General features: G+C 61.5%; 5 protein-coding genes. 3 read left to right on the forward strand and 2 right to left on the reverse strand.

The window, feature by feature from the left end; translation table 11 throughout:
• Positions 1-41 precede the first annotated feature (41 nt).
• Both HUI96_RS00900 and HUI96_RS00905 read left to right on the forward strand, forming a co-directional pair.
• Positions 42-8,945, forward strand: coding sequence for a hypothetical protein (locus HUI96_RS00900; RefSeq protein WP_188252745.1), 8,904 nt, complete (start codon positions 42-44; stop codon positions 8,943-8,945).
• Positions 8,946-9,227: 282 nt separating this feature from the next.
• A complete protein-coding gene (locus HUI96_RS00905) occupies positions 9,228-9,992 on the forward strand; it encodes a MurR/RpiR family transcriptional regulator (RefSeq protein ID WP_188252746.1) in 765 nt (254 codons plus the stop codon).
• 230 nt (positions 9,993-10,222) lie between these two features.
• On the opposite strand, the gene HUI96_RS00910 is transcribed toward HUI96_RS00905, so the two are convergent.
• Positions 10,223-11,092, reverse strand: a complete 870-nt coding sequence (locus tag HUI96_RS00910; protein ID WP_188252747.1) for an SIS domain-containing protein — start codon at positions 11,090-11,092, stop codon at positions 10,223-10,225.
• A 569-nt stretch (positions 11,093-11,661) separates the two neighbouring features.
• Positions 11,662-12,492 (reverse strand): 3-keto-5-aminohexanoate cleavage protein, encoded by an 831-nt coding sequence (locus tag HUI96_RS00915; RefSeq protein ID WP_188252748.1) that lies wholly within the window; start codon positions 12,490-12,492, stop codon positions 11,662-11,664.
• Positions 12,493-12,582: 90 nt separating this feature from the next.
• On the opposite strand from HUI96_RS00915, the gene HUI96_RS00920 reads away from it, so the two are divergent.
• On the forward strand, positions 12,583-13,467 hold the full coding sequence (locus HUI96_RS00920; RefSeq protein WP_188252749.1) for a MurR/RpiR family transcriptional regulator: 885 nt from the start codon (positions 12,583-12,585) through the stop codon (positions 13,465-13,467).

The raw sequence follows: 13,467 nt of genomic DNA on the forward strand, positions 1-13,467 counted from the left end.
CTCGTGTCGGCTGCCGGCGGAATGGAACTCGGAGGCTAGGAATGGCGCAGATCGTCGATGCCGCTGGCCGGGTGACGTATCGAGCCGGAAGGTTTTACGGATCGCCGGAAGATCTGGCGAAGCTCGGAATACCGAATTCGGCCCCTCCCCCGCCTCCGCCGCAACCCAGGCCGGCAGAGCCGCCAAAGGTCACGCCGTTCCTCCCTCGAAACGAGCCGCTCGCCCAGCCGGCCCTCGTGCAGCCAAAGTTTACGCCGCTACTGCAACCCGCGGGCCTTTCGGAAGGGATATTCAACGATCTGGCCGCCGGCAAGAGCACCGAGCAGGTCGCCCAAGAGCGCGGCATGACCCGCGAAGCAGTGATCGCGGCACTGGCCGGGGGCAATGCGCCGGTCGTGACCCCTCCGACCAGCGACAATGGCGATGTGCGCACCACCGTCATCAACGACGCGCAGGGCCGAACCGTCACGGAGCACTACGACTTTCAGCAGGGAACCTATTACACGACAGTCCAGAACAACCCGCATTCGGCGCCGGTGGCCAATCCGGTTCGCGACGAATTGGGCTGGAAGGTGGAGCAAACGCACAACGCTCAGACGGGAACGAACACAAGGACGCGGATCGACGATCTCGATACGGGCAATACGGTCGTCGAGACGAGCCATGGTAATGGAGCCGAGGTCAAAGCCACAGTCTTTCGGGATGAAACATCCAACGTCGTTGTGACTGGCCCGGATGGCAGGAAGGTGGAACTCGCGCCCTGGCAATCTGCTCCCGGCAGGCCGGACCAGACTTCGCATCTCGTGCGTCCGCCTCATCTGCAGAACTTCATCGGGCCGGTGGCTGCAGAGAACATGCGTCCGGTCGGCGGCGACCAGAGCATTCCATCCATCGAGAAAGAATTGGCCGAAGGGCGCAGCCTTGACGACATTGCCGAGACGCGTGGCATCAGCCGCGATCAGGTCGTGGCGGGCATGCAGGCGGCCGGCATGACGGTCAAGGAGACGCAAACCAGCGTGGGGCATGTCGTCGAGGTGACTGAGCCGCAGAGCGGGCAGACGACTACCTATACCCGCGACTACGACCATGACTCGACCGGCGTGACTTTCACCAAGCCGAACGGCAACAGCACCAGCGATTCCGTCGACGGTAACGGCGTGACAACGCATACCGAAAGAAACGCCGAGACCGGCGCGCTGACAACGCGAGAGGTCGATCCCAAGTCGAATTCGACAACCGACACCCGAATTGACGAGGATGGCCGCAAGACCGAGATCGTCACCGTCAGGGCCGCGAACGGCAAGGAAGAGAAAACGACGACCGTCACCTTCAACGGCTATCGGCTGACGACAGCGCCGGATGGTAAGAAGACGCTGACCAACTCCAGCAATGGCGACCAGCAGGCGATCAAGCCAGGCTCCTTACAGGATGCCTTCGCGACGATGCTGATGGAGGCGACACCCAACAGCAAGGATCCCGCGATTGCCAGGCAAGGACTTGCGACGAAGGCATTCGCGGAAAGCCAACTCGCCCAGGACCGCCTGCCTGAAATCGAGCGCCAGGCAACGGCAGCAACGCAGAGCAGAATAGAAGCTGAACGCAAATACGGCACCGGCAGGCCCACGCAACCTACGCTCAATCCGGATGGCAAGGTCATCGACCCGATTGGCGCGCCGCCGCAAGGATCGTCCGGGCAACTGAACGGCGACCGGTCCGTCAAATGGGTGCCGATCAACGTCAACGGCGCCTGGACCTGGGTGCATCCGGAAGTCGCCAAGGCGACTTTGGCCGAATCGGCCGCGAACTCCAGGCTCGTCGAGACAAACTCGCTGATCACTGCCAACGAGGCCGATCTCCAAGTCTACGTCAAGACGCCTGCCTTCGACGGCACGATGAAGGAACTGCGGACGCAGGTCAACGAGGCTTTGGCGCCTCATGGTCTGCAATGGAATCCGGCAACGACACGGGGCACGCTCGCCGACACGCAGCGTACTCAGACCTTGGCACACAATGCGCACGGCCAGGCCGCCGACGCACGCCAACACTACGAGCAGGCCGTGACCTCGCTCGACCAAGCGATCAACAAACAGGCGGCAATGCCATTCTATCCGGATGGGAGGACGCCAGTCATCACCGCAGCCGGATCCAACTACAATTACGAAGCCGAAGTCGCCAAAGGGAAACAGGCGAGAGCGGAGGTCAACAAGCTATTCTCCGATGTCGACCTGAAAACCAAGGCTGGCGACAAGGCGACAATCGACTTCAACGTCAGCATCACCGGAGCAATCGAGGCGCCGCCCGGCACACTGCCGCAGAATGCCCAGCCGGTCGAGATCGAGATTGGTGGGCAAAAGCTGCAGGTCGCCCCCGAAATGGCTCGAGCCTATGACAGTTCGGGGGACATCACGGCGCTGTCGAATGGCGGCAAACCGATTCGCGTTCAGGTTGATGTCACGCGACCGGACGGGACGGAAGGCAGGGAATGGCGTTGGGTCGCTCCCGAGACTGCGCTCCAGTCCATAAGCGCCGCGCAGCAATTGCGGATGAGCGAGGCCTACAACACCTATTTCGACGCGGTTCATACCGACGCCGCCCTGGGGTTGAAGATTGAGGACATCAAGTCTCGGGCCATCGCCGATTACCGTCAGACAATGCCCCATCATTTCGACCCGGACGGCTATCGAAACGCGGCCGGGGAGCACACGGGCAAACTGATCGACAGCGAGGTTGTCATCAAGGACGGTCGGCTGATTCTGCGCAACCACTATGAAAACGATGTTTTCACCGGCGAGGACGGCCACGTCCTCGAGGTGGCTCTGGCGGTGAACCCGAATGACGGGAACTACACCCAGGAGATGCGCAACCGGCCCGTCAATCGGGAGTGGGCCGATCTGGCTGGTCCGGCTAGCGAGGCTAACGCATGCGTCGCTTCACCTCTGTCGGCCGCAAAGGCCGACGTCGAAATTGCGTCGCTCAAGGTGAACCAACTGATCAACAGTGGCATCACGGAAAATATCGTAGCGATCGACAAGCAGTTGCCCAGCCTTCGGACCGATTTCGACAAGCTGGTGCAGACACATGGAACCGGAACGACCGCGGCGCCGGAAGGCACGCTGGCGCAGGGCGAGACGCCCGTGTCGATCACGGTCGGCGGGCAGACCATTCGGGTCGCACCGGATGTTGCGGAGAAATTCAAGTCGCAAGGCGCTGCTGCCCTGACGGGAAGCAACAAGGCGGTCTACGCAGATATCGAGATCCCGTCCCCTGATGGAACTACATCCCAGTTGCGTGGCTGGGTGAACCCTCAATTGGCTCTGGCAGGCGTAAGGTTGGCGGATGCCGAGATGCAAAGGAGCCAGCTAACACAAACCAAAAGCATGCTCGACAACAGCATCGCTTACAATGAAATGCGACTGAGAAATCCGGATCTCCTGACGACAGGCACGACAGAAGCGGAATATCTCGAACGCGACCAGCAGGGCGCGCTCGATGGGATCTACCAGTCGCGATACCAAAACCTGCTGGATTCGGGATTCAACAACGATTTCCAGGCGCTGAGCGACACCGACCTGGCTCAGACCATCGAACGGACCGCCGGCATCGATCCGAGCACCGAGGATGGTCGCGAGGCGCGGCAGAAGATCATCGACGAGATTTACGAAACGGGCGGCGAGAATGCAGAGGTCCGGGTCGTGCCTATCTTCTATTCCGAGGAAGGCAGGGCTGCGCATCAAACCGCACTTTATGCGGTGAAGACCGACGACGGCACGAAATACATCGACGCTGCAGGCCAGAAATTCGACGACCTCGGCGACTTCCAGGACAACAACCGCCAGTTCTCCGAGCATGGCAAACTGATCGTGCCGAAGGATCTGGAGATGAATCCCGGCGCTGACGGCAGGATCTCGCTGGAAGTCGTCCACGCACGCAACGTCTCGAACTGGGACAAGGTGGTCGATCCCGTTGTCGGCATTGTCGGTGGTGTTGCGACGGTCCTGTCCTTTACGCCGCTGGCGCCGGTCGCTGCCCCGATCGCGATCGGCAGCGGCATGTATCTCGCCGGTCGGACGGCCTTCAAGCAGGCCGATTATCTGAACCATGGCGGCGAATGGGGCGATCGCGAGTCGCTGATGAATATGGGGATGATCGCGGCCACGGCGCTGCCCCTCGGCGGCAGTGCCCTGCGCAGCATCGGGATGGTGCGCGCCGGCATTCCGGCCAGCCGCGCGTTACCAGGCAGTATCGGCGCGCTGCCGACGAAATCCGGCACTGTCACGCTTGCCGGACGAGAATTCGCCTACAACGTGTCGCCCTATGCCACGCAAGTCGCCAACTATACCCGCACGGCAGGCGGGCTGAACATGGCCGCCCACGGGCTGGACGCCACCGCCATGACGATCGGCGCGCCACTTGTCGTGCAATCAGGTGTCGACCTTGCGATGCATGGCGGCGACATGTCCGGACTTGAGCTGGCGAACAGCGTGCTCGGTCTGGGAACCGGCGTGATGGGTACCGGTGCGGGGGTGAGGACCATCGCGAGCTACCGGCCCGGCCGCGGAACCGCAAATCCACCTGAGGCACCCGCTCAGCAAGTGCCAGTGCTCGAACCGGATGCCATCATCATTCCTGGCGAAAATAGCGGACCGTCAAGTTCAACACGGTCGACGCCAGACCTCACACCGATCGCCGGACGTAGCAATCCCGATATTGTTCGGGTTCGCGCCGAAGACGGCCAGATGGTCGGTGCCGTGATCTTCGGCGACCAGCCGGCGAGCGCAGACGCCATCTTCGTACCCAAGCATGGGAGTGTGCCGCGGTTGCCCGAAGGCTCGAGTTCCCCGGTCGACCTCAATCCGACTGCCGGCGAGATCAAACCATTCTCCGACGGATCGTGGGCTCCTCAGTCTGAGTTGCCTTATGGCGGCAGTATGGACCAGAGCAAGCTGCAGTATACAAGCGGCAAAGATCGGACACCGTTTCCAGCGACCTATCTGGAAGCATCTCCTGACGGTAAACCGCTTTCGCCGGAACAGATGCAGGCTCGTTACGAGCGCGAGTCAGAATACTATTCGGCCCGGGAGATGGCCGAACGCTACGGACCAAACGGGCCCCAGTTGCCGCAAAAGTCCCTGCGAGAGAAGCTGCCCGACTTCCGGCTCTCCCTCACGTTCCGGGTCCGTATGAATACCGGCGAATATCTGGGTACCGGATCGCCCACGATCGGTTCGGTCGGTTTTGGCGTGGGCACAAAGACAGACTTCGGCGTGATTGGGTGGTCGATACTCGACAGTATCAGCCAAGGGAGTCTGATCCCGTTGAAGGACGCGCTTGGCACGCAAGGCGTCGTGTCCATGCGGGCAAGAGAATACCTTAATATCACCAGCCTTCAGGCAGGCCTTTGGCCGGTCTCCAATCAGACAGCGTTTCCCGTGCGCGCCGGTGACTTGTTCAAGGTCGTGCAGAACGCGATTTTCACGAACCGTTCCGGATATGAAATCGAACCGCGCGCCGCCGCCATTGTAGGAAAAACTCCCGGCGAGTCCGACGCCGCAACCGTGATCGAGATGGAGTATTCGCCATCGCTCAAGGGCGAGAACGTCACGCTCAACGACGGTGAGCGCGATTTCTTCGGAGTGCCGGCTGACAACGAGGCTGGCCATGTCAGGATCGAGGACACGCTGCCGTTCGACCGGGTGATGAGCGAGTTCAAGGCCGGTCTGCGTCTGCCCGTACTGGCGAACCATGTCGACGCCATCGATCAGCTTCCGCGTATGGGTTACGAGAAGCGCCCGGAATCGCCAGCGAAGGACACGCTAAAAGCAGGTGATGTCGTCTCTCGCGAGGCCTACGACCAGATACAGGCGGCGCTGGGCTCCACAAATCTGAAAGTCCAGTTCGCGGTTAAGGACCCGCAGGCAGCCGCACAACTCGTCGAGGCACTTAACCGGGGAGACGGCGTCACAACCATCCACGAGCTTGTCGAAACCGGGCAGATCGACCCGTCGACGGCGATCTCGTACGCTGAAGGTCCGATCAAGAGCGGTATGCGTCTCTCGGCCGTACCCGGCAAGGCGCCCTTCGAACATATCAAGCTGCCGACAGGCGAAACCAGGCGCGTTCACAGTCGCGAAGCCATGCTCGTGGACGTCATATTCAACGACAGCAACAGGCTGCCGGGCTTTCTCGCCTTCAACCCTGACAAGTTCGTGACGTCGAAGAGCTACAAGATCAAGGGTAAGGCGAACGAGTGGCGCAACTCGCATCTTCCCGACAGCTTGCACTCCGGGCGGCCGCCACAATCACGCTCGATGCAGACGGACGGCAACATCTACGAAAACCTCTATGGCCAGTATGGGACGCCAGCAACGCGCCGAACCGTCTCGCTGTCGACAGGGATGCTGCCGCTCGGACCTATTGCGGTCAGCATCGAGGGAAGAGGACAATACAAGAGCCCTGCGCGAAGCGAACCGCGTTCGATCGCCAAGGACCGCTACACGACCATGGAAATCCGTGGCGGAGACGGTGAGGTTTACAGCTTCCATGCGCCGGAATGGCTCGGGCGTGCAGCGGCTTCCCGGGATGGTTCGGCATTTATGATCCCGAAAGGCGCCAAGGCGTCGCTGAAGCGTTTCCTTGACGATCTGGGCGAGAATGCGCGTCCGGATCAGCAGGAGATGATCGAGAGCTTCTGGAGCGGCTCCGGTTCCAAGATCGTCGATGGCACGTTCCTGCGGCGCAACGATGCGGCAGCCGTGCACACATTCCTGGCCGGATATGCGGAACGCAGCGGCAATATTAGCCTCTTTCCACTAGGCGATCATCAGCCCATCCGGCTTGGCTCCCTTCTTCCGCCAGAGGTCAAGGCGCCTGCCGCAAAGCAGGTGCGCTCCTTGTCGGCCGATGATATCGCCAAGCTGTCTCGCGCCGAGCTTATCTCCATCGAACCGCGGCACATCGGACAGCTCAAGCCCGAACAGTTAAGCGGCCTGACGCCGGGCCAGATGGCTTTGCTGACCTACGACCAGATTGCGGCCTTGCGGCCGAGCCAATTGCGGGCATTGGGCGCCGATCAGTTCAACGCGATCAGGCCGAGCCGCGTCGCCGCCATCCCGCCCGGGCGGATCGCCAACATGAATGCGGACCAAGTGGCCGCGTTCTCGCCGGTTCAACTGCAGCAACTCACCCCCGCTCAGCGTCTGAAGATCACGCCCGATCAATTGGCAAGGCTTGACCAACGCCGGTTGGAGACCCTCGGACCGCATCTTTCGCAGATGCAAGGGCGGCAATTCGCCAAGCTGGATAAGACGCAGTTTGGCATCCTGAGCGAGAATGGTGCTCTGCCTCTGTTCTCAAGACAGCAGTTGCGGGCCATTCCCGATACGAGGATTGCCGCGATCGATGTCGCTAAACTCAGCCCGGAGCAGGTGTCGTGGTTGGCCGACAAGCAGGTCGCGGCGTTGACGCGCGACCAGTTGGGCGCGTTCACGGTTAATCATATCGAAGCGCTGACCCGACCGCAGATCGAGGCCATGACGCCGAAGCAGTTTGAAGAGTTGAGCCCCGGTCAGTTCCGTAGGTTCACGATCGACCAGTTCGAATGGATGAACACGGACCAGATCAACGCGCTCTCGGTGCACCAGTTGACGGCTTTCAAGGCTGCCTACGGGAGAACGATGACGCCGGATCAGCGGAATCTAGTGGATGGCGCGTTGGTCTATTCGCGCGTCAAAGAACACCAGGCGGCGCTTGAAACCTTCGGCACCATGGCGACTTCGTCCTACGTGCTGTGGAGTTCGCTGCCTCCGCATTGGACTGCGACAGCAAGTGGCGTGGCATTTGCGCTACGCGGCGTAGTCTTCAGCGCACAATCGATCTTACCCAATGCAACGGCATCGCACACGAAGCTTGGCCGTGCGCTAAATCTCTCCAGCGGACTTTCGTTCATTCTCTCCTCGCCCGGATCTGCGGTGCCGCTGATCCAGGGCGGATCAAACCCGCTCGTGAACGGCACCTTCACGCTGGGCAATATGATCTACGGCACCAAGTCGACAATGCAGGCCTTCACGGGTCGCACAGCGATGCGCCTGCTTGGCGACCATGTCGGCAACGCCGCCTATCTCAGCGGTTCGATCGCCTATGCCGCGCAGAATTTGCATTCGCCGCTCGGATGGATTTCCGGCGGACTGTTCACCCTGGGCAGTGCTGAATTCTGGGCCTCGGCCATCAGAGCGGACAAGCTGAACCGGCAATCTTTGCCACGTACCGAGGCCGATATTGCCGCGGCAGCAAAGTCCGACAAGCGCTGGGCGATCGCAGACCGCCTCGCGTTGGGGGCAACCTTCGGAGTCGGCATGTTCCTCTTCGCGTGGGACACGTTGGACGGCCAGCCATGGAAAGTCGCCAGCACCGACGGGAACAATCCAGATGCGCCGGACAAGACGCCCAGCCCGGATGACGATATGACGACACCAGACGACACGCCGCCTCCGACGGGCGAGCCGAAAAAGCCGGACGAGCCACAATTTGCGATCACTTCGGAAATCGGCCTCAGCCTGCGCGAGGCGCCGAACGCGCATGCTGATCGCCTCGGTGTCCTGCAGCCGGATGCGCTGGTACGCGAAACCGGCCCTCGCGAGACGGATAGCGGCGGGACCGTATGGGCCCCGGTGCGAGTATTCGACATTGAGGGAAAGGAACTGCATGGCTGGGTGCGCGCCGATTATCTCGCTGCGCATCCCGAAGGCGCTCAGGACAAGTCAGGGCGTTTCAACCCCGAGCTTGAGAAGCAGGGCTATAGCGCCGTCATAGTCCAGAACAGGGACAGCATCATCGGCCTAGCGATTCACCACGAAAAGAGCATCTCGGAGACGGTAGCGCTGAATTTGGAACATATCGCCAATCCGAGTCTGCTGTTTGCGGGAGACCGGGTCTACCTGCCTCGGTAGCACGATGGCGTGCCGGATGGATGATCTGTTCAGGCTGACATATATTCCTCGGCGTTACGAAATGTGAAAACACGCAAAGCGAAGCCGGGTAAAAAGAATAAAATTGTCACTTTCCGCAGAAACTCGCGAATCACAATGGCTTACTGTTTAGTCGACTAAATACGGCATCTTGGAAACGATCCCTGCTGTCAGTTTCCACATATTGGGCTTGCGATCTGTAGTTGAAGTCCTGCGCGCCAATTCATACGGTCGGGAGGGGGCGATGGAAAGGTATGCCAGTTCATGGACATGATCGCCATTTCTGATCTTCTTCTTTCACATTTTAACAAGTTGCCCCCCCAACTGAAATTCGCAGCCTCCTATGTGCTGGAGCATCCTCGCGACGTGGCGTTGCTGTCTATGCGCAGTCAGGCGCGCAGTGCAGGCGTTTCTCACTCCACAATGATGCGACTGGCCGAATGGCTCGGCCTCGAGGGCTACGAAGCGCTGCGAGTGATCTATGCCAACAATCTGAGATATCTCCCGGAGACGGAAGGGGACGTTTCGCCTATCCAGCCACCAGCATACCGTGCGCGACTGATGGCCAACCACGTGGCGGCGAGCCTGTCGCAGTTGGACAATCAAAGAAGCGCGGAGCAGCAATCAGCGGCTGCCGCTCTGTTGCAGGACGCAAGGGAGATCTGGTGCGTGGGCTCCTGCCTGGAGAAAGTCGTGGCCGACTGCCTGGCCCAGACTTTGGCGGAGCGGGAGTTGAGCGCCCAGTCGTTCGATGCAGGCGACGAGTCGGCGGTGAGTCAACTGCGGGAGAACCGAACAGGCTTAGCACTCCTTGCGGTGGGTTTGCATTCCGGAGACTGCCCGACGGTACGGTTGGCGACGCTGGCATCCAGGAGTGGCGCGAAGGTGATTGCTGTGACCAACTACGAGAAATCTGCCCTGGCGCGGATCGCGGACGAGACTGTGCTGGTCGAAGCTCCCATTCCATCGACCTTTCCAAGCATGGTGCCAGCCATCGCTGCCGTGGAAATGATTGCCGCTCGGCTCTGAGGCAATATCTGACTGGGCAGTCAGATATTGCTTCAGACTGAACCTAAGAGGTTTTTTGCAAATTGGCCGAGCGAGCCGATGCAGCATGAGGCGGGTATTCGTCCACCAATGTCGGAATCGAGTCCCCGCCTGCACTGATGGTCTCGCTCGGATTTGCTGGTTCCCTCTGCCGAATGCCGACGCCCTTCGGACAGGGAAAGAAAAGTCAGGCCGGCCGGGCAGTACCCCTGCTATTTCGATTCCGATGAGGTGATCGTCTGCTCAACCAAAGCGGCAAGAATTTCCACTGATGCGATCACCGGTGCCATGCTTTGAAACCGGCTATCCGGTTGCGCCGTGACGATAACCACTTGCGCATATTGCTCGATCGGCGATTGCCGCCGGTCCACAACGGCGACGATCTGGGCGCCTCGGCGCTTCGCATAGCGAACGACTGCCAGCGTCTGCTTGGCAGACGGCTCACAGCTGATTGCCAAGATGGCGTCCCTGGGGCCGATATCTTTCAACCCGGGGGTAACTGACGGCTGTGCTGCGTCAAACACAAATGCAGCGTGCCCCAAGGAACGAAGGACTTCCGCAAAATGGCTGGCGACAGGCAGTTGTGGTCCAATTCCGACAGAGATAACCCGTCGCGCCCCGGCTAGCAGTTCCGCGGCGAGGAGTTTGCGCTCGATATTTGGCTGCGCGCCTACACGAGCGACCTCCCGTCGAAGCCAATCGGCTGCATTATCGACATCAGCGGATAGTAATTCGGATGAGTAGCTGATCTGCTCAGATCCATAGTCAGCGTTCTGGCGCAGCCAGTCAGCAAATACCACCTTTAGCTCTGTATAGCCGTCAAATCCCAGCCATTCCGCCAAGCGCACCATAGTTGAATGCGACACACCCGCCAGATAGGCCTGCTCACGCATGGTCTTGAGCGCGACATCCTTAGGATTTGTAAGAACGAAGCGAGCGGCCGCCCGCAACTGGGCGGGCAAGAGTACTAGTTCTGCGGCAAGTTTCTCCAAGATCTGGCCAACGCGGCCGGAATCGGAATTGTGCTCGCCGCCATCCATCTCATCGGAAATGATCCACTCGCCTGAATTTCCGCTCGTCACAGCGTGACTCGCGGGTACCCCGGGCACAATCTTACGCGGTCGCTAGCGTTCATTTCATGGAGCCTTCACTTCTCTATAGCGACCAACCACGAAGCCGGGGTCGTATGCACGCCAACCGAAACCTGCCACGCAGAGTTAGCTGCTTCGTGAAATTTGCAAGGTTGCATTGGTGCAGGTGGGCAATTCAGTAGGCCCAACGATCGCGCGCCTGAGAGGGCTTTCCACGGCCGAAATGGCTTATGATGAGCCCTTCTTCCTGTCACCTCGCCAGAACAGTTCGGGTTGGGATGTTATAGCCTCGTCGATATTGACAGTTGGCGGCAAGGTCGACCGGGTCGCGGCAACCAGCCAGAATTCTACACCTTCGATACGAAGTTGGCCCACGCTCGGATACTCGGCAATCTGAGCTACCGATGGCGGGCGATCTCCTTTTTCAACTGGCCGAACGGTTCACGCGGCCCGGTTCCCCGAGCGAGGCCGGATACTCTAGGTTTCATCTCGCGCTTTCCCGATCTAGCTCGGATGGACAACCTATCGAAAGCTCACAACTGGCGAGTTCCGCGCCCCGATCAGGGCCAGATCCATGCGGCGCGCAGCTCGTCAGCGGTGGCGGCTCGCATCCCGCTGGACGCGATCGCTCCGGCTGCCGCTTCGACCAGCGCCGCATTGGACGGCGCTAGCCCGCCGTCCGGCATACTGAGATTGTTCTCGAAGCCGACGCGTACATGCCCGCCGAACAGCGCGCCGGCGGCCACGCATGCCGCCTCGTAGCGCCCGAACGCGCAGACGCTCCAGTGCGCAAAGCGTGGCATTTCGGGCGCAAGGAACGGCAGTAGGTCGGCCGGCTGCGAGGTCTGCCCGGCGGTGTAGCGGCCGAGGACGTAGAGCACCGGAATGTCGTCGAACGGAATCAGCCCGCGCCGCCGCATCGCGTCCAGACGCATCGCTTCATCCGGTGTGTAAAGGATGATCTGAGGCGCGACCCGTTCGCTCCTCATCCACGCGAGAAAGCGTGAGAAATCCGCCTCCGACGCCGCGTCCGGCGCAAGCTCGCGCAGCGCCAGGGATGCCGCCTCAGGCCGCACCTCCCGCACCACCTCCATCTGCGCTGCCCTCTCGTAGATGCCGACTGCCTCGGTAGTGATCTGCACCAACAGCTTGTCGCCGACCGCCGCCTTTATGGCGGCGAGTGTTTCGCGATAGGCGGCTGCGTCGAGCAGGTGCCTGCCCGCCGCGTCGCGCGCATGCACATGGATCATCGCCGCGCCGGCTTCGAGGCACTCAGCCGCGGTTTCCGCTAGCTCCGCGGCCGTTAGTGGAATCGCCGGATGATCGGTCTTGACCCGCCGCCCGCCGTTCGGCGCGACCGCGATAGCGACGGGGTGCGGGAAGTCGGGCATGCCGGCGGCTCCTATGATACGGATGGATCGCCTCATGACTTACTGAAACGAATGTTGCAAGCGGCTGCATCCGGCGCTAACACTGCGTGCATGGATCATCCGCCGCTCGTCGAGGAAATCGTCGGTGCCTTCGACAGTCTGCCGGACCAGCTCCAGGCCGCGGCCCGCTATCTGCTTGATCATCCGCACGATGTGGCGCTGCTGTCGATGCGCGAGCAGGCAAGGCAGGCCGGCGTGCAGCCGGCAACGATGACTCGGCTCGCCAAACGCCTCGGCCGCGAAGGCTACGACGAGATCCGCGCGCTCTACGCCGAAGCTATGCGCGGCGAGTCGGCCGGCTTCGCCGGCAAGGCGGGCGCGCAGGTGGCGCGCCAGAAGCTCAACGGCGACCGGGCGCTCGCCTCCGACATGCTGGCGACGCTCGGAGCCCAGGCGGCGAATCTCGCCGAACCGGCCTCGCTCGAGGCGCTGGCAGAGGCGGCGAAGCGGATCGCCGCGGCGCGCCGCGTCTACTGCCTCGGCCTGCGCTCCAGCCACGCGGTCGCCTGGCATCTCCATTACATCCTTTCGATGATCGGCGATAAGTCGGTGCTGCTCGATAGTGTCGGCGGCACCGGCGGCGACCGCATCGGCCGCGCCGGCTCGCAGGACCTACTGGTCGCCGCGAGCGTGCGGCCCTATACGCGCCAGACGGTCGAGCTGGCCCGCTACGCCGCGGGGCGCGGCGTAGCGGTCGTCGCCATCACCGACAGCCCTGTCGCGCCGCTGGCGCAGGTGGCCGGCCTCGCCCTCGTTGTCCCGACCGACAGCCCGTCCTTCTTCCACGCCATGGCGCCCGCCTTCATGGTCGCCGAGATCCTCGGCGCGCTGGTCGCCGGACGGGAAGGCGACGCCGCGCTGGACGCGCTGCAGCGCTTCGACGACCAACTCGCCGCCTTCGGCGTGCACCTGAAATCCCGTGCTCCCAGACCCTGA

Source organism: Pseudaminobacter soli (ex Zhang et al. 2022) (assembly GCF_014595955.1).
Classification (GTDB): Bacteria; Pseudomonadota; Alphaproteobacteria; order Rhizobiales; family Rhizobiaceae; genus Kumtagia; species Kumtagia pseudosoli.

Bases quoted from the DNA above. Each gene is read 5' to 3' on its own strand.
- HUI96_RS00905 (WP_188252746.1), top strand. From the start codon at position 9,228: ATGGACATGATCGCCATTTCTGATCTTCTTCTTTCACATTTTAACAAG.
- HUI96_RS00920 (WP_188252749.1), top strand. From the start codon at position 12,583: ATGGATCATCCGCCGCTCGTCGAGGAAATCGTCGGTGCCTTCGACAGT.
- HUI96_RS00915 (WP_188252748.1), bottom strand. From the start codon at position 12,492: ATGCCCGACTTCCCGCACCCCGTCGCTATCGCGGTCGCGCCGAACGGC.
- HUI96_RS00900 (WP_188252745.1), top strand. From the start codon at position 42: ATGGCGCAGATCGTCGATGCCGCTGGCCGGGTGACGTATCGAGCCGGA.